General features: G+C 64.7%; 18 protein-coding genes. 10 read left to right on the plus strand and 8 right to left on the minus strand.

The window, feature by feature from the left end:
- Positions 1–5: 5 nt before the first annotated feature.
- Genes coaE through NNY25_RS01405 form a run of 3 tightly spaced genes read right to left on the minus strand, consistent with a single transcriptional unit; the run spans position 6 to position 1,998 of the window.
- The gene (gene coaE / locus NNY25_RS01395) at positions 6–599 is read right to left on the minus strand and encodes a dephospho-CoA kinase (protein WP_265569569.1); all 594 of its coding nucleotides are present in this window, start codon (positions 597–599) and stop codon (positions 6–8) included.
- Positions 596–1,420: a shikimate dehydrogenase family protein gene (locus NNY25_RS01400; RefSeq protein ID WP_265569570.1), complete on the minus strand. Its 825-nt coding sequence runs from the start codon at positions 1,418–1,420 to the stop codon at positions 596–598. The genes coaE and NNY25_RS01400 overlap by 4 nt, the downstream gene beginning before the upstream one ends.
- Positions 1,417–1,998 carry a Maf family protein gene (locus NNY25_RS01405; RefSeq protein WP_265569571.1) on the minus strand — a complete coding sequence of 194 codons (582 nt, stop codon included), beginning with the start codon at positions 1,996–1,998 and terminating at the stop codon, positions 1,417–1,419. Before NNY25_RS01405 ends, NNY25_RS01400 begins: the two co-directional genes overlap by 4 nt.
- A gap of 296 nt (positions 1,999–2,294) precedes the next feature.
- Here NNY25_RS01405 and hemE point away from each other — a divergent pair, with 296 nt between their 5' ends.
- From hemE to NNY25_RS01450, 9 genes are all read left to right on the plus strand, one after another.
- On the plus strand, positions 2,295–3,329 hold the full coding sequence (hemE, locus tag NNY25_RS01410; protein WP_265569572.1) for a uroporphyrinogen decarboxylase: 1,035 nt from the start codon (positions 2,295–2,297) through the stop codon (positions 3,327–3,329).
- Between the two features lie 4 nt (positions 3,330–3,333).
- Positions 3,334–3,786 carry a CopD family protein gene (locus NNY25_RS01415; protein ID WP_265569573.1) on the plus strand — a complete coding sequence of 151 codons (453 nt, stop codon included), beginning with the start codon at positions 3,334–3,336 and terminating at the stop codon, positions 3,784–3,786.
- Positions 3,787–3,956: 170 nt separating this feature from the next.
- The gene (gene rho, locus NNY25_RS01420; protein WP_265569574.1) at positions 3,957–5,213 is read left to right on the plus strand and encodes a transcription termination factor Rho; all 1,257 of its coding nucleotides are present in this window, start codon (positions 3,957–3,959) and stop codon (positions 5,211–5,213) included.
- Positions 5,214–5,291: 78 nt separating this feature from the next.
- Entirely contained in the window at positions 5,292–6,032 is a 741-nt protein-coding gene (locus NNY25_RS01425; protein WP_265569575.1) for a TerC family protein, read from the plus strand.
- Positions 6,032–7,315, plus strand: a complete 1,284-nt coding sequence (mnmE, locus tag NNY25_RS01430) for a tRNA uridine-5-carboxymethylaminomethyl(34) synthesis GTPase MnmE (protein WP_265569576.1) — start codon at positions 6,032–6,034, stop codon at positions 7,313–7,315. Before NNY25_RS01425 ends, mnmE begins: the two co-directional genes overlap by 1 nt.
- Positions 7,316–7,376: 61 nt before the next feature.
- On the plus strand, positions 7,377–9,182 hold the full coding sequence (gene mnmG, locus NNY25_RS01435) for a tRNA uridine-5-carboxymethylaminomethyl(34) synthesis enzyme MnmG (RefSeq protein ID WP_265569577.1): 1,806 nt from the start codon (positions 7,377–7,379) through the stop codon (positions 9,180–9,182).
- Complete coding sequence (locus NNY25_RS01440) at positions 9,172–9,795, plus strand: 16S rRNA (guanine(527)-N(7))-methyltransferase RsmG (RefSeq protein ID WP_265569578.1); 624 nt, start codon at positions 9,172–9,174, stop codon at positions 9,793–9,795. Before mnmG ends, NNY25_RS01440 begins: the two co-directional genes overlap by 11 nt.
- On the plus strand, positions 9,792–10,574 hold the full coding sequence (locus NNY25_RS01445; RefSeq protein WP_265569579.1) for a ParA family protein: 783 nt from the start codon (positions 9,792–9,794) through the stop codon (positions 10,572–10,574). The genes NNY25_RS01440 and NNY25_RS01445 overlap by 4 nt, the downstream gene beginning before the upstream one ends.
- Positions 10,574–11,449 carry a ParB/RepB/Spo0J family partition protein gene (locus NNY25_RS01450; protein WP_265571423.1) on the plus strand — a complete coding sequence of 292 codons (876 nt, stop codon included), beginning with the start codon at positions 10,574–10,576 and terminating at the stop codon, positions 11,447–11,449. The genes NNY25_RS01445 and NNY25_RS01450 overlap by 1 nt, the downstream gene beginning before the upstream one ends.
- On the opposite strand, the gene holA is transcribed toward NNY25_RS01450, so the two are convergent.
- Genes holA through NNY25_RS01470 form a run of 4 tightly spaced genes read right to left on the minus strand, consistent with a single transcriptional unit; the run spans position 11,446 to position 15,925 of the window.
- A complete protein-coding gene (gene holA / locus NNY25_RS01455; RefSeq protein ID WP_265569580.1) occupies positions 11,446–12,471 on the minus strand; it encodes a DNA polymerase III subunit delta in 1,026 nt (341 codons plus the stop codon). The two genes, NNY25_RS01450 and holA, sit on opposite strands and share 4 nt — an antisense overlap.
- The gene (gene lptE, locus NNY25_RS01460; RefSeq protein ID WP_265569581.1) at positions 12,468–12,965 is read right to left on the minus strand and encodes an LPS assembly lipoprotein LptE; all 498 of its coding nucleotides are present in this window, start codon (positions 12,963–12,965) and stop codon (positions 12,468–12,470) included. The genes holA and lptE overlap by 4 nt, the downstream gene beginning before the upstream one ends.
- The gene (gene leuS, locus NNY25_RS01465) at positions 12,962–15,481 is read right to left on the minus strand and encodes a leucine--tRNA ligase (RefSeq protein ID WP_265569582.1); all 2,520 of its coding nucleotides are present in this window, start codon (positions 15,479–15,481) and stop codon (positions 12,962–12,964) included. The genes lptE and leuS overlap by 4 nt, the downstream gene beginning before the upstream one ends.
- Before the next feature lie 3 nt (positions 15,482–15,484).
- Entirely contained in the window at positions 15,485–15,925 is a 441-nt protein-coding gene (locus NNY25_RS01470) for a DUF3576 domain-containing protein (RefSeq protein WP_265569583.1), read from the minus strand.
- Between the two features lie 197 nt (positions 15,926–16,122).
- On the opposite strand from NNY25_RS01470, the gene NNY25_RS01475 reads away from it, so the two are divergent.
- The gene (locus NNY25_RS01475) at positions 16,123–16,872 is read left to right on the plus strand and encodes a hypothetical protein (RefSeq protein ID WP_265569584.1); all 750 of its coding nucleotides are present in this window, start codon (positions 16,123–16,125) and stop codon (positions 16,870–16,872) included.
- Here NNY25_RS01475 and NNY25_RS01480 read toward each other — a convergent pair.
- Positions 16,862–17,374, minus strand: a complete 513-nt coding sequence (locus NNY25_RS01480) for a thiamine phosphate synthase (protein ID WP_265569585.1) — start codon at positions 17,372–17,374, stop codon at positions 16,862–16,864. The genes NNY25_RS01475 and NNY25_RS01480 overlap by 11 nt on opposite strands.
- Positions 17,375–17,389 lie beyond the last annotated feature (15 nt).

Here is a 17,389-nt window from a genome sequence, read left to right on the forward strand (position 1 = left end):
CGTCCTTATTGCGCCGGAGCGAGCCCAAGACAAGCGAGGATCCGGTCCACTTGGGCGCGGGTTTCCTCTATCGGGCCCGACGTGTCGACGACGAAGTCGGCGCGTTCGCGCTTCTGCTCGTCGGGCATCTGCCGTTCGAGGATCCGCTCGAACTTCTCCACTGTCATGCCCGGGCGCGACAATACGCGCTCGCGCTGCATCCTCGGCGGTGCCGAGACGACGATGACATGATCGAAATTTTCCTCGCCATGCGTCTCGAACAACAAGGGGATGTCGAACAGCAGCGCGGCCGCATCGCCATTATCGAGAATGAAGCGGGTGCGCTCGTGGTGGACTGCCGGGTGGACCAGCGCTTCCAGGCGCGCAAGACGGTCGCGGTCGCCCAGCACCATCGCCGACAAGGCGTCGCGATCGACCGCGCCGTCGCGCGTCGAACCAGGGAAGACATGCTCGATCTCGGGCACCAGCCTGCCGCCCTCGCCCTGCAAGGCGCGGACGGTCTTGTCGGCGTCGAAGACCGGGATGCCGGCATCGGCGAACATCTTGGCCACGGTCGACTTGCCCATGCCGATCGACCCGGTGAGCGCGAGCGTCTTCATCCGCGCAGCATAGCGAAAAGTTCGTCATCGTGCGCGCGCGGCGCTTCTGTCTCAAAAAACAGCGAAAAACTGGTCTCCGCCTGCTCGACCAGCATGTCGATCCCGTCGACGGTCGCGAGCCCGCGCTCTTGCGCCGCTGCGATCAGCGGGGTGCGCGCGGGCGCCGACACCATGTCGAACACCCAGCCCTTGTCGGACAGCCGCGACGGATCGCACGGCAGGCAGTCGCGCCCGGCCATGCCCAGCGGGGTGCAGTTGACGATCCCGTCGCCGTCTGCCGGCGTGTCGAACGGCACCGGTGCCCTGCCAACCCCGAATTCAACCGCGAGCTTGACCCCCTTGGCCATGTCGCGCGCGTGGATGGTGAAGGCACCCGCGATATTGAGCGCGCGCGCCGCCACCAGCACCGCACGCGCCGCGCCTCCCGTCCCGAACAGGGCGACCGCCTGCATCGCACGGCCCTGTTCATCGAGCCGGCGCAACAGGTCGATGACCGCGCCGACATCGCTGTTGGCGGCGTGCAGCTTTCCCTCGCGCGGCACCAGGAGGTTGGCCGCACCCGCCGCGACGGCGAGATCGCTCGCACTGTCGGCTGCCGCCAGCGCGTCGAGCTTCAAGGGCATGGTGACGTTGGTGCCGCGCCAGGCGCGATCCTTGCGGCGGCGGCTCAAATAGTCGGCGAGGTCGCTGCGCCCCACTTTCTTGCGGCGATAATCGGCCTCGATGCCAAGCTTGGACAGCCAGAAGCGATGGATGGTCGGCGACAGGCTCTGCCCGATCGGATCGCCAATCACTTCGGCATAAGGCACGCGTGCCGTCATGACGGCATCGCGCCGTGCGCCCGCAGTGCGCCCAGCAAGGGCAAGAGCGGCATGCCGAGGATGGTGAAGTGGTTCCCGTCGACCTTCTCGAACAAGGTCACGCCAGGCCCTTCCATGCGGAACACGCCGACGCAGTAGGAAACTTCGGGCCAGTCGGCGTCGAGATAATGTTCGATGAAGTCATCGCTCAGCTCGCGCACGAACAGGTGTGCGGTGTCGACATGGTCGAACGAGACGTCGCCATTCGCCACTAGCGCCACCGCGCTGGAAAGATCCATCCGCTTGCCCGAGAAGAGGCGAAGATGTGCCGCGGCCTCGTCGCGATCCGCGGGCTTGTCGAACAATCGTCCCTCGACCGACACCACGCTGTCGCTTCCGATGACGAGATCATCCGCGCCCGCACGAACGCTCGACGCCTTCGCGCGCGCCAGTGCCAGCGCCAGCGAGGCCGCGTCGCCGTCGTGCCGATCCTTGACGGCATCCTCGTCGCAATCGGGCTTTTGCGCAATGAATTCGACCCCCGCCTGTGCGAGCATCTGGCGGCGAATGGGGCTGGTCGAGGCGAGGATCAGGGCCATGGGCACAATCTTGTGGAAAAGTGGCGGGACAGGTTTAGCGCGCTCGTGTTGATGAACCAACCGCTCGATTCAACGCCCGCCCGTCCGCCTGAATCGAGTCATTTTCTCCACAAATCGGGCATTCCGGGTCGAAAAATGTGGATAATGTGAATCATCGCGGGCGACTCGTTGAGTCTATTCGAGTCAAGTCGATTCACCGCCTGTTGGCAAAGGGCGCGCAGTTGGGCTAACCCCGCTGCCCACGCCCCAATATCAACCCCAATTCTTTTATTCTAAATATATAAGGAGAGTAGAGGGTGGACCCGAACCGGCCCGACAAGGCCCTGCTTGCCGTCCTCAGGGGTGAACGTCGCGACCCTCCGCCTGTCTGGCTCATGCGCCAGGCCGGACGCTATCTTCCCGAGTATCGCGCGCTGCGAGCCGAGAAGGGTGGCTTTCTCGACATGGCCTACGATCCGACTGCCGCGGCCGAGATCACGCTGCAGCCGATCCGCCGTTTCGGCTTCGACGGGGCGATCCTGTTCTCGGATATCCTCATCGTGCCCCACGCGATCGGCCAGGAACTGACGTTCGTTGCGGGAGAAGGTCCCCGGCTCGCGCCCCCGCTCGCTGATCATGCGCTGGAAGGCCTCCAGCCCGTCATGGAGCGCCTCGAGCCGATCTACCGGACCGTGACCCTCGTGAAGTCCCAACTGTCGCCTGAGACGACTTTCCTGGGCTTCGCTGGGAGCCCGTGGACCGTCGCGACCTACATGGTCGCCGGCGAAGGCAGCCGCGACCAGGCGCCCGCGCGCCTGATGGCCTATACCGAACCCGACCGCTTCGCCTCGCTGATCGCGCGCATCGAGGAAGTCACCATCGACTATCTCGCCGGCCAGATCGAGGCGGGGGTCGATGCGGTTCAGCTGTTCGACAGCTGGGCCGGAAGCCTCGCCCCCGACGAATTCGCGCGTTGGGTGATCGAACCCAACCGGCGCATCACCGCGGCGATCAAGGCGCGCTATCCGGATACGCCCGTCATCGGCTTTCCCAAGGGCGCCGGTGCCAAGCTCGTCGATTATGCACGCCAGACCGGGGTCGATGCGGTCGGCCTCGACGAGACGGTCGATCCGGCCTGGGCCAACGCCGCTTTGCCGCAAGGCATGCCCGTTCAGGGAAATCTCGATCCTCTCGCCCTCATCGCGGGCGGCGACCGGCTCGCGCGGGCGGTGGATGCCGTACGGGACGCGCTCAAGGACCGTCCCCACGTCTTCAATCTCGGTCATGGGATCGACAAGACGACCCCGATCGCGCATGTCGAGGCCCTGCTGGCGCAGCTGAGGGGAGCTTAGGGACATGGACGGCGCGATCGGCTTTCTCGGCCTGGCCTATCCGTGGGTGAAGGCGGCGCACGTCACCTTCGTCATCTTCTGGATCGCGGGCCTGTTCATCGTCCCGCGCTATTATGTCCACCACCATGCGACACCGCCAGGGTCGGCCGAAGACCGTGCTTGGACCGAAAGAGAGGAGCGCGCACGCAAGATCATCCTCACCCCCGCGATGCTGCTCAGCTGGCTGCTCGGCCTCTCGCTCGCCTTCCACCTCGGCGCGTTCGACCAGGGCTGGTTCCATGCCAAGCTGCTGCTCGTGATCGCGCTCACCGGCTACCAGGGCTGGGTCGGCGCCTATGGCAAGAGGCTCGCCGCGGGCAAGCGTCCGCTTGAGGGTCGGACGCTGCGAATGCTCAACGAATTGCCCGCGCTTGCCACGATCCTTATTGTCGTGATGGTCATCGTCCGCCCCTTCTGAGGCGACTTGATCGAGGTTGTGATTGACTAGGCCCGAGCCCCCGACTAGGGCGGGCGAAGCGGCTGCACCGGCCCGTATTCCCTTTTTGCCGATGCGTCCAAGGCCGCTTGTCCAGCGCCACGTATCCCCACGTTGCGCGCAAGGTTTCCCAGACCGACGAGAAAAGACGCATGCATCTCAAGGACCTCAAGCTCAAAACCCCCGCCGAACTGGTCGCGATGGCCGAGGAACGCGGCGTCGAGGGCGCTTCCACCCTGCGAAAGCAGGACCTCATGTTCTCGATCCTCAAGGAAGAGGCCGAGAATGGCGAACAGATCATGGGGATGGGGACGATCGAGGTCCTCAACGACGGCTTCGGCTTCCTGCGCAGCCCCGAGGCCAACTATCTCGCCGGTCCCGACGACATCTACGTCGCACCGCAGCTGGTCCGCAAGTTCGGGCTTCGCACCGGCGACACGGTGGAAGGCGAGATCCGCGCCCCCAAGGACGGTGAACGCTATTTCGCGCTGACCAAGGTCACGCAGGTCAATTTCGACGATCCCGAGGCGGTTCGCCATCGGGTCAATTTCGACAACCTCACCCCGCTCTATCCCGACGAGAAACTGACGCTCGACAGTTCGGATCCGACCATCAAGGACAAGAGCGCGCGGGTGATCGACATTGTCGCCCCGCTCGGCAAGGGACAGCGCGCGCTGATCGTCGCGCCGCCGCGCACGGGTAAGACCGTCTTGCTCCAGAACATCGCCAAGGCGATCACCGACAACCACCCCGAGGTTTTCCTACTCGTCCTGCTCATCGACGAGCGTCCCGAGGAAGTCACCGACATGCAGCGCTCCGTGAAGGGCGAGGTCGTTTCCTCGACCTTCGACGAGCCCGCCTCGCGCCACGTCCAGGTCGCCGAAATGGTGATCGAGAAGGCCAAGCGCCTCGTCGAGCACAAGAAGGATGTCGTCATCCTCTTGGACTCGATCACCCGCCTCGGCCGCGCCTACAACACTGTTGTGCCCTCCTCGGGCAAGGTGCTGACCGGCGGCGTCGACGCAAACGCGCTGCAGCGTCCCAAACGCTTCTTCGGCGCCGCGCGCAATATCGAGGAAGGCGGCTCGCTCTCGATCATCGCCACCGCGCTGATCGATACCGGTTCCAAGATGGACGAAGTCATCTTCGAGGAGTTCAAGGGTACCGGTAACAGCGAAATCGTCCTCGACCGCAAGGTCGCCGACAAGCGTATCTTCCCCTCGCTCGACGTCGGCAAGTCGGGCACGCGCAAGGAAGAATTGCTGGTCGACCAGGCAACGCTCTCCAAGATGTGGGTGCTGCGCCGCATCCTTATGCAGATGGGCACCATCGACGCGATGCAGTTCCTCCTCGACAAGATGAAGGACGCCAAGTCCAACGAGGACTTCTTCGCGAGCATGAACCAGTAGAGCTGTTTCCGCGTATCAACTTTGCTTGATGCGCGACCTCAGCGTGGAACTCCGCACTCGAACCGAGGTTAGCCCCCCATGACCGACCTTCTCTCGTTTCTTCTCGCGGCTGCGCATAGCGCGCCCGAGTTGGGCGGCCTTGGCGAGATGTGGGGACACATACTCAACGATTTCAGCAATCTGGGCGAACCGGCTGCGTGGCAGGCCTTCCTCCAGGTGCTGGCAATCGATCTCGTGATGGCAGGCGACAACGCGATCGTCGTCGGTGCGCTCGCGGCGGGCCTTCCGCCCGAACAGCGCAAGAAGGTCATCCTGATCGGTATCGCCGCGGCATTGGTGCTGCGCATCGTGTTCGCGCTCGTAGTGGTCCAGTTGCTGCAGATCGTCGGCCTGATCTTCGCGGGCGGGCTGCTCCTCCTGTGGGTGTCGTGGAAGTTCTGGCGCGAACTGCACCCCGACAAGGGGCACGAACACAGCGCCGGTAGCCCCGAGATCGCGGGCGACGAGCATAGCGGCCTCGCGCCAGCCAAGAGCTTCGCCAGCGCTGCCTGGGCCGTCGCCGTCGCCGACGTCTCGATGAGCCTCGACAACGTGCTCGGCGTGGCCGGCGCGGCCAAGGATCACCCGGGCATCCTCATCATCGGCCTCCTGTTTGCGGTGGCGCTGATGGGGCTCGCGGCCAACTACATCGCCAAGATCATCGATCGCCATCGCTGGGTCGGCTATCTCGGCCTTGCCGTGATCGTGTGGGTCGCGGGTAAGATGATCTACGAGGGCTACACCGATCCCGTGTTGGGGGTCGGCCAGCTGTTCGGCTGATGACCGCTCGCCCTCGCGACACGATCGTCGCGCTGTCGAGCGGACGCCTTCCGGCCGCCATTGCCGTCGTGCGCATGAGCGGGCCCGATGCCCCAGACATCGCCTGCCGGGTGGCTGGATCGCTGCCGTCGCCCCGCCATGCCAGCCTCAAGGTGCTGCGCGATCCCGCAGACGGGACCGCCATCGACGAAGCGGTTACGCTTTTCTTCCCGGCGCCGGACACTGCGACGGGCGAGAATATCGTCGAATTCCAATGCCATGGATCGAATGCCGTGGTGCGAAAGCTTCTCGACGTCTTGACGTCTTCCCAGGGATGCAGGGCGGCCGAGCCCGGCGAATTCACGCGCCGTGCGCTCGAGAACGGGCGCATAGACTTGACCGCCGCAGAAGGCCTGGCGGACCTCCTCGCGGCAGAAACGGAGGCGCAGCGTCGCTCGGCGCTCAGGATCGCGCGGGGAGGGCTCCACGACCGCCTCGTGGCGCTCCGCGAGCGGCTGATCGACGCCTCAGCCCGGGCGGAAGCCGCCATCGATTATGTCGGCGACGACTTGGAAACGGGGGATGAGGCGGGGCGGTTGGGCGGATTGATCGCGCAATTGCAGACGGATGCCAGGAGGCTTGCCGCAGCACCCTGCATCGAAACCTTGCGGGAGGGTATTCGCGTCGTCGTCGCGGGTCCCACAAATGCTGGAAAGTCAAGCTTTATCAACTATTTGGCAGGTCATTCACGGGTTATCGTGAGTGATGTTCACGGCACGACCCGCGACATTGTCGAAGTGCCGCTGTCGATCGGCGGAATTCCGTTCACGCTGATCGACACAGCCGGGCTGCGGGAGACCGACGACGTGGTGGAAAGGATCGGCATCGAGCGGACCGGAGGCGCTGTGGAGGATGCCGACATCCTGGTTTGGATGGGCGATCCCGAGAGCCCTCCCGATCATCCACGAACGATCCTCGTTTCCTCGAAAGCCGACCTTCGATCTATAAAAGTAGTTGGTTCTTTGCCGTTTTCTGCCAAGACGGGCGAGGGTTATGAAGGTGTGATCGACGCCATAATAGCACACGGTTCGTCCCTGATCCCGACTTCCGACCAGATCGGGTTGACCAATTGGCAGGCTGCCATCCTCGATGACGTGGCGCGAACGCTTGTCGTGCCAGACGACATCGTGCTGCAGGCCGAATCAATTCGTCATGCGCTGGCCTGTGTGGACGTCCTAATGGGCGGTGGCGACGTAGATACGGTGCTCGACCGTCTCTTTGGGCGCTTTTGCCTCGGTAAATAATGTTTCACGTGAAACATCGTGATTTTGCTTTTTGTCTGTGAATGAGGCTAGAGGCCTAGGAATGTACGATTGTCTGGTCATCGGTGGAGGTCATGCGGGCAGCGAAGCTGCAGCGGCTGCAGCGCGCATGGGCGTGTCGGTGGCTCTCGTTACCTATGGCGACGACAATGTCGGGCAAATGTCCTGCAATCCTTCCATAGGTGGTGTGGGGAAAGGGCATCTCGTTCGCGAGCTCGACGTCTTCGAGGGACTAATGGCGCCGGCGGCCGACGATGCTGCCATCCACTATCGCATGCTGAACGCTAGTAAGGGGCCCGCTGTGTGGGGACCTCGTATCCAGGCGGACAGGCGTCGTTACAGCGCGTCCGTGCAGGATCGCTTGTCATCTTATCCCGTAGCAAGAATCTCTGCGGAAGTTGTTGCCTTGTCGATCGTGTCTGGGCGGGTCGTCGGCGTGCGCTGTGCCGATGGTACCGAGATCCCTGCGAAAACCGTAGTAGTCGCAACCGGCACGTTCCTTGGTGGCCGTATCTTCCGAGGATCGGAACGTCACGATGGCGGTCGGTATGGCGAACGGGCGGCCAGCGAGTTGGGTCGGCAATTCGTTGATCTGGACCTAGTGCAGGGGCGACTGAAGACCGGGACCCCGCCCAGGCTGGATGGACGGACGATCGACTGGGCGAAGCTTGAACCACAACCTTCTGATCGTGCGAACTGGACGATGTCGATCGCCTCGGATGTCACGCGGCGACTTCCGCAGCTGGCTTGCGCCATCACGCGTACCAATGAGCGAACCCATAAGATTATCGCTAGAAATGCGGAGAAATCTCCGCTTTATGCGGGTGACATTGGGGGCAGGGGACCGCGTTACTGTCCCTCGATCGAGGACAAGGTTCGTCGATTTGCCGATCGCGACAGCCACCAGCTCTTTCTCGAGCCGGAAGGCCTCGACGACCACCTTGTCTACCCGAACGGTATTTCGACCTCGCTTCCGACCGATGTCCAACTGGAAATGATGCAGTCGATCGAGGGGCTCGAGAAGGTGGAGATCGCCCGCCCGGGCTATGCGGTCGAATATGCATTCTCCGACCCGAGGCGTCTTGATCGTCGGCTCGCCCATCGTGACATCGACGGGCTGTTCCTTGCCGGACAGATCAATGGAACGACCGGATACGAGGAAGCAGCAGCGCAGGGCCTCGTGGCAGGACTCAACGCCGCGGCAGACGTGAGGGGCGACGAGCCGTTCCTGTTCGAGCGGCACAACAGCTACATAGGTGTGATGGTCGACGATCTCGTTATTCACGGCGTGACCGAGCCCTATCGCATGATGACCGCGCGCGCGGAATTTAGACTTCATCTGCGTGCCGACAACGCCGCAACGCGTCTCGGGTCGATGGCGCGCCGGTCGGGGATAGGGCAGAAGCATCTCGCTCGGCTGTCTCACCGCGAGAAGATGCGTGCGCAGATGTTCGACCTGTTGGCGGAGAAGGTTTCTGGATCCGAGCTTGGCTTTGACGATACCAACTCGCGACCTCTGTCGGAATGGGTGAGCAGGCCGGGAGGCGAACAGGCTGTCGCGACAAGGCTTGGTCCTGGGCATGCCGCTCGGGAAGTCCTCTTCGATGCGCTCTATGCCCCGTATCTGGAACGCCAACGGAGGGAGTGGACGTCCCTGGAGGCCGCGCGTCAGCAGGTCATTCCCTCGGCCTTCGCGTTCGACACCGTTCATGGTCTTTCACATGAGATGGTAGAGCGGCTGAATGCGGCGCGTCCCGATACGCTCGACCAGGCGAGCCGGGTGAGGGGGGTGACCCCTGCAGCCTTGACCGCCATCCATCTTGCCTTGGCTCGGCGCCATGCTGCTTGAACGGTTGCGGAAGGTCTCTGGTCGTGATGTTTCACGTGAAACAATCGAGAAGATCGAAGCGTACAAGTCTCGACTTCTGATCGAGTCCGAAAAGCAAAACCTCATCGCGAGGTCGACGTACGACGAGATCGACGAGCGTCACATCGTAGATGGTGCGCAGTTGCTGGCTCATGATCCGAGGCCCGACGCGCATTGGGTCGATATCGGGAGCGGTGCGGGCCTTCCGGGTATCGTGATCGCTGCCATCCACCCGGGCCCCGTGACCCTCGTCGAACCGCGAAAACTGCGTGCGGATTTCCTAATCTATTGTGTCGACCTCCTGTCCTTCGGAGACCGCGTCCGTGTCGTGCCATGCAGGTCCACGACATGGCAGGGGCATGGCGACGTCATCACCGGAAGGGCAGTGGCCCCGATCGACAAGTTCTTTCGTGATACGATACACCTTGCGACCCGAAAGACGCAGTTCGTGCTTCCCAAGGGGCGCAAGGCTCAAGAAGAACTGGAAGCCGCCCGCAAGGTCTGGCAAGGTGATTTCGCGCTGGAGCCGAGTGCAACCGATGGGGAAGCTGCAATCGTGCTCGCGCGAAACGTTAGGCGGAGGGGGAAAGCATGATCCGGATCGCGGTCGCCAACCAGAAGGGCGGGGTAGGCAAGACCACGACCGCCATCAATCTTGCGACAGCGCTGGCGGCGATCGGCTGGAAAGTCCTCCTCGTAGACCTTGACCCGCAGGGGAATGCCTCGACGGGCCTGGGCGTCTCCGCATCGCAGCGTGAGGCCTCCAGCTATGATGTCCTCACCGGGGAAAGTAGCGTTGTCGACGCCGCGGTCGCGACCAAGGTCCCGCGCCTCGACCTTCTTTCCGCGACAGTCGATCTGTCTGGAGCCGAAATCGAGCTCGTCGGCCTTGAGGATCGCACGCACCGCCTCGTCCAGGCTCTTGAGGAAATTCCGGTCGGCCGCTGGGACATCTGTCTGATCGATTGTCCGCCCTCGCTTGGGCTGCTGACTGTCAATGCCTTGATCGCCGCCCGCCATCTGCTGGTGCCGCTCCAATGCGAGTTCTTCGCACTCGAGGGCCTTAGCCAGCTGCTCCAAACCGTCGAGCGGGTCCGTGTCGGCTACAATCCAGACCTCGCCATTCTCGGTGTCGCGCTGACCATGTTCGATCGGCGCAACAATCTTTCAGGGCAGGTTGCGGAAGACGTACGTGCCTGCCTCGGCACAACCGTATTCAACACGGTTGTTCCGCGGAACGTGCGCCTGTCCGAAGCGCCAAGCCATGGACTGCCGGCGCTCATCTACGACCTGAAATGTCCGGGCAGCGCGGCCTACCTGAAGCTCGCGCGCGAGATCATCGATCGCCTCCCGGCGCGTGCGGAGGCGGCCTGATGAAGAAGTCGACCGGGCTCGGCAAGGGCCTTTCGGCCCTTCTCGACGACGCACAGGCGCGCCGGGCCGGGACTGCACAGGCGCCTCGCACCGGCGTCCAGTCGCTCGAAATCGCTGCCATCAGGCCCAATCCCAATCAGCCCCGCCGGCACTTCGACGAGGTAGCGCTGACCGAACTGGCCGAATCCATCAAGCGCCAGGGCATCTTGCAGCCGATCATCGTGCGCGAAGCAGCGGAAGGTGGCTACGAAATTATTGCGGGCGAACGACGCTGGCGCGCGTCGCAAAAGGCCCAACTTCACGAGATTCCCGCGCTCGTTCGGGACAGTGATGAGGAAAGCTCGGCCGAACTCGCCGTCATCGAGAACGTCCAGCGCGAGGATCTGAACGCGATCGAGGAAGCCGCAGCCTACCGCGCCCTGATGGAGCGCTACGGTCACGGCCAGCAAGCGATCGGCGACATCGTCGGCAAGTCCCGCAGTCACGTCGCGAACCTGCTCCGGCTCCTCGATCTGCCGAGTGAAGTACAGGAAATGCTCCTGCGAGGCGATATCAGCATGGGACATGCGCGGGCGGTTCTCGGATCGCCCGACCCTCTCGCGCTCGCCAGGGAAATTCACGCCCAAGGCCTTTCCGTCCGCGACGCGGAACGGAAAGCGAAAGCCCAGAAAACTCCTGAAAAGTCGAAGTCAGCGTCGGGCGTGGCGCGCCCAGTCGACGCCGATCTCGCGGCGCTAGAGCGTCAGCTTGGGGACATGCTCGGGCTCAAGGTCAAGGTGGTCCATGGCGCGAGCGGCGGGCGCGTCGAACTCAACTATCGGACGCTCGACCAGCTCGACATGATCTGCCAGCGCCTCTCGGGCGAACCGATCTAGCGCCGTGCCGATCGGGCCGTCCGCGCGACGGTCAGCAGCTCCTGGCCCAGCGCGGTGCGCGCCGGCCGACCCTCGAGCATCAGACCTTCCTCAAGGGCGATCACGCGCTCCGCCAGCCGTTCGAGACGGTCGCCCCGCCAGGCCATCAACATCGCGGAAACGGCCGGTTTTTCGCGAAAAAAGATGGCATTACCCATCGACGCCATGACGCCGGAAGGCGCTTCACCCGCGTTGATGCGCGCCACCATCGGCGAGAGCATCACGATCCGTCGCTGCATCGCGCGCAGGATCGTAATCGCCTCGCTCCCGCCTACCGACAGCTGGTCGAGACCGACTTGCACCGCCCTGATGTCCCCGACCATTGCGCGGTCTCCAAGTGCGAACAGTTCCAGTTCCTCGGAACCCGCGCCAAGGCGGTCAACCATGTCATGCGTGAGGGGACGACTAGAATCGCCTGCGTGCGGCTCCGCATATAGCGCATATTTGGCGACTTCCTGTGCCGCCAGCGCGCGATTGGCATTGCACATGCCGGCAATGCGGGCGACGACCCCGGGCTCAGGCTCGAGTCCCTCGTCGCGCGCCATCCTTTCGACGAGTTCTTCGAATTGGCGTCCTTCGAGCGCATAGGACACATTGGACAGGGCGCGCGGGCTTGCCTCGGCGGCCTTGAGGAGCTTGCTGGTCTTGCGCAATGCCCCTGCGATCGCGACTACGGGATGCTCGCAGCCTGGCGCCTCGAACAGGGCTTCCACGCCGGGCAGAATCTCGTCTCCCGCAGGCTCGATCCACAGCAGGCGCCGCCCGCCGAACATCGATATGGCATTTGCCTCGTCGGCGAGCCTGGCGGGATCGCTCCGTATCGTTGCGGCGTCGAGTACTTCCTTCTCGGCGCGCAGCCCCTCGAGCAGGGTCTCCGCATGGGCTCGCGAACTGGGCTCGTCGGCCCCGTGGAACAGGTAGAACCGCACCGCCGGATCGGGCGAGGCAAGCGCACGATCGAGGCCGCCACGCTGGATCTTCATGGCTCCGCCCGGGTGAAATAGAGCGCGAGGCGTCCGACGATGTCGTCGGCGACTTCCTTGGCGAGCCGTTCCGCCGCGGTCTGTTCGGCCGCGACGGTCGCATATTCGGAACTGGTGATATCGATGCCGGCATCCGACCCCGCCGTGGAATCGAGGACCGTCTCTCCGGTCGCGAGATCGACAAGTTGGAAACGTGCGCGCAGCGTGCGCCGTTCACGCGTCGCGGCTGCGTCGCCGCGGATGCCGAAGCGGGTGATGTCGTCGTCGATCTCGACGTCGAGCCGGTAGGCCGCCGCTGCGCCGCCCTGCTGGAGCCGGTCGACCAGCGCGTTGCGCAGCAGCCAGCCCGAACGCTCGTCGATCGGCCCGACCTCGACCTGCGACAGCCGCGACCCGGCCGCGCCCGATGGCCCGTCTGCATAGAGCGGCCGTAACCCGCATCCGCTCGCCATGCCGGCCGCAGCCATCAGCAGGAGGGCGGCCGCGCGCTTCATGCGACGATGTTGACCAGCCGGTCGGGCACCACGATCACCTTGCGCGGCGGACCGTCGAGAAGCTCGGAAATCTTTTCGCGCGAAAGTGCCATTTTCTCGGCGTCCTCGCGCGATGTCCCGCGCGGCACGACCATCTTGTCGCGCAGCTTTCCGTTGACCTGGACGACCATCGTCACCTCGTCCTCGACGAGCATCGCCGGATCGTAGGACGGCCACTCGGCGTCGGCAACGAGACCGTCGCCACCGCGCAGTGCGTGCGCTTCCTCGGCAAGGTGCGGCGCCATCGGGGCGATCAGACGAATCAGTGTCCCGATCGCCTCGTCGCGGTCTGACGAGGATGCCGACTTCTCGAGCGCGGCGACGAATTCGTACAGCGCGGCGATCGCCTTGTTGAACTGGAGCGCCTCGACCGCTTCGCCGACCGCCTTGACGGTCTGGTGTCGTTTGCGGGCGATGGCCTTGTCCTCGCCGTCGTTGCCCGCGGGTTGGCGTGCGAGTTTCCATGCGCGGTGAACGAAACGCGACGCGCCTTCGATGCCGCCGGTGGACCATTCGAGATCGCGTTCGGGCGGGCTGTCCGAGAGCATGAACCAGCGCACCGCGTCGGCGCCGTGCTCGGCCACGATCGGCTCGGGATCGACCGTGTTCTTCTTCGACTTGGACATCTTCTCGACGCGCCCGCGCGTGACTGCGGTCCGGGTCGCCAGCTCGATCAGGTCGCCGTCCTCGCCGACGCCGATCTCGGCCGGGTTGAGCCAGCGTCCGTCGAGCGAGCGATAGGTTTCGTGCGTGACCATGCCCTGAGTGAACAGGCCCTCGAACGGTTCGGCGATGTCGAGCTTGCCCATGCGCTGCAGCGCGCGCGTCCAGAAGCGCGCGTAGAGCAGGTGCAGGATCGCGTGTTCGACCCCGCCGATATACTGGCCGACGGGGAGCCACGCTTCCGCTTCCGCCTTGTCAAACGGCTGGCCGTCGGGCTGGCTGGCGAAGCGGATGAAGTACCAGCTCGAATCGACGAACGTGTCGAGCGTGTCGGTCTCGCGCCGCGCCTCGCCGCCGCATTTCGGGCAGTCGACATGGCCCCAGGTCGGGTGACGATCGAGCGGGTTGCCGGGAATGTCGAAGCTGACATCCTCGGGCAGGGTAACGGGAAGCTGGTCCTTGGGAACGCCCACTGGACCGCATTTCTCGCAATGGATGATCGGGATCGGCGTGCCCCAATAGCGCTGGCGCGAGACGCCCCAATCGCGCAGGCGGTAGACGGTCTTGCCCGTGCCCCAGCCTTCGCTTTCGGCGCGGCGGACGATCTCGGCCTTGGCGGCCTCGGTCTCCAAACCGTCGAGGAAGCGCGAATTCACCGCGACCCCGCCGGTCGCGTCGGCCTCATCGCCGACCGGATCGCCGGCCTGCTCGATCGAGGCTGCGACCACGCGGTTGATCGGGAGGTGGTATTTCGACGCGAACTCGTAGTCGCGCTGGTCATGGCCGGGCACGCCGAACACCGCGCCCGTGCCGTAGTCCATCAGCACGAAGTTGGCGATGTAGACGGGAAGATGCCAATCCGGATCGAGCGGGTGAACCGCCTTGAGCCCGGTATCGTACCCCTTCTTCTCCTGCGTCTCGAGCTCGGCCGCTGTCGTGCCGCCCGCCTTGCATTCCTTGATGAAGGCACCGGCCGCGCCGTCGTGCCGCGCGACCGCGAGCGCCAGCGGATGGTCGGCGCTAACTGCGACGAAACTCGCGCCGAAGATCGTGTCGGGACGGGTCGTGAACACTTCGACGTCCGACTGGCCGTCGAGCGGTTCGGCGAGCTGGAACCTGAACTGCATGCCGACCGACTTGCCGATCCAGTTCTCCTGCATCAGGCGCACCTTGTCGGGCCACTTGTCGAGGCTGCCGAGCCCTTCGAGCAGGTCGTCGGCAAAGTCGGTGATCTTGAGGAACCACTGCGAGAGTTTCTTGCGCTCGACGTCGGCGCCCGACCGCCAGCCCTTGCCGTCGATCACCTGTTCGTTGGCAAGCACGGTCATGTCGACCGGGTCCCAGTTGACCTCGCTCTCCTTGCGCGTGACGAGCCCCGCCTCGAGCATGTCCAGAAACAGCGCCTGCTCGTGCCCGTAATAGGCGGGATCGCAGGTCGCGAGCTCGCGGCTCCAGTCGAGCGCGAAGCCCAGCGTCTTGAGCTGGGCGCGCATGGTCTTGATATTGTCCCACGTCCAGCCGCCCGGATGGACCTTGCGCTCCATGGCGGCATTTTCGGCAGGCATGCCGAACGCGTCCCACCCCATCGGGTGGAGCACTTCGAAGCCCTTCATGCGCTTGTAGCGCGCGAGGACGTCGCCCATCGTGTAATTGCGGACGTGGCCCATGTGGATGCGCCCCGAGGGATAGGGGAACATCTCCAGCACGTAGGTCTTGGGCTTGGGCGAGGCGCTGTCGGCCTCGAAGGTGCCCCGTTCCGCCCAGGTCTCCTGCCAGCGCTTCTCGGCCGCCGCGGGATCGAAGCGGTCGGTCATGCCTTATCCGCCCGAAACGGTGGTCCGGCGGATGTCGCGCGCGCGGGTCAGGATGATGTCCTCGAGCTTCTGGACGGTCGCCGCGGACACCGGCGCCTCGACCCACGTGCCGCCCTGGTTGACCTGGCGGCTGGCCGCGACGCGCAGCGCGTTGGCACGCAGCGTCGCATCGAGGATCGAGACGGTCAGCTTGATACGCTCGTTGGGCGCGTTGGGGCTGGTGTACCAGTCGGTGATGACCACGCCGCTATTGGCGTCGGCCTGAAGCAGCGGGGCGAAGGAAAGCGTGTCGACCGCAGCCTGCCACAGATAGGCGTTGACGCCGATCTGGGTCATCTGCGCCGGGGCGAGCGCGACGGGCGCCACCTTGTCCTTGCCGCACGCGGCAAGACCGCAGGCTGCGGCGGCGATGAGCAGGCATTTGGGGGCGAGCTGGCGGACCATGGACACTCTCTTTCTCAAAAACTTCGTTCGGAAGGTCTGGTTGGAGGGTTAGACGGGCGCGCGAGGCTTGCCAAGCACCCATTGGCGCCTTCGCGATTGTGGTGTCCGGGTCACAGCCAGCGCTCGAATCGCGCCCCTGCATGGAACCATTGCGATCGACTCGCTATATCCTCTTGGGTCTAGTGGAGTCGTTTCTCGTGACCGAACAGGGTCTCAACACTGCCAAGTCCATGATTCGCCGCGCGTTTGGCGTCGCGACTCTTGGCCTGTGCGGCGCGGGACTCGCCATTGCCCTTCCCGGTCATTCGGCCGCTGCGGAGGGCAAGAAGGTCTCGGTCAGCTTCGATCCGACGACCAGCTTCACGCCGACCAACGCCGATTCTCGCCTCGCGGCCAGCTTCGCCGGCCAATCGCCGCGCGACTTCGCCTTCACGCCGGCAGGCATGAAGCGCAAGCCCAGCCAGGTCCGCGTCGCGCTTCGTGCCGCGTCGAGCCAGTCGCCGCTTCGCGTGACGGGGTCGAAGGAAACCCGCGACGTTGCCGGCAAGTCGATGACCTCGACCCAGCTGACGCCCGCCAGCTACAATTTGGGCGTAGCGGTCGGCTGGAAACGCTTTGCCGTGTCGGGCGATGTCGCCCAGTCGCGTTCGGCGGTTCCGGACATGGAAGACCGCGACAGCGCACGGGTCGGCCTCGCCTACAACGCCAAGAAGTTCACCGGCCGCGTCGCCGTATCGGCGGACCGCAAGGGCAGCCCGGCACCGGTCGTGCTGCCGCAGGAGAGCTACTCGCTCGACGTCGGCGGTGCGCTCAAGATCAGCCGCAACATCGCGGTCACCGGCGGCGTGCGCTATCGCATCGACCAGGAACGCGTCGACGAACCGGTCGGCGAGGATACCCGCCGCGACAGCCAGGCCGTCTACGTCGGGACCGCCTTCAAGTTCTGATCCAGGCGCCGATCCCGGCCCACCCCTGAAACACCGACTGATCGAGCGCAGCGAACCGCGTCTCGTCCAAGCCGCCCAGCGCGATCGCGGGAATGCCCGCCAGTCGCGCCAGCGCCGCGGCGCGTTCGGGGCCGAGCGGCTTGGCGTCGGGATGCGAGCGCGTGGCGTGGACGGGCGACACGAAGACGAGCGCCGCGCCCGCCTCGCGCGCCGCGACCGCTTCTGCCTCGTCGTGAACCGGTAGGCTGAACGGCAGGCCGAGCGGGTCTCCGTGGGGCTTGTGCACCATCGCGGCGCCGACGTTCCTTGCCAGCGCCGCATCGCCCTTGATCGACAAGATCAGACCGCGAGCCTTGCAGCGGGCGGCCACTCTCTCGGCCAATGCCTCGACATCGTGACGCAGCACCACGCCCGCGCCTTCGGGCAGGCGGTCGAGCGCGCGCCACAACGCCTCTGCCATCCGCGCATCGGTCATCAGCCAAGGGGTCTTCCGGTCGGCCATCGCGCTTCCTATAGC

This window comes from Sphingomicrobium nitratireducens (assembly GCF_026157035.1).
In the GTDB taxonomy this organism is placed as follows: Bacteria; Pseudomonadota; Alphaproteobacteria; order Sphingomonadales; family Sphingomonadaceae; genus Sphingomicrobium; species Sphingomicrobium nitratireducens.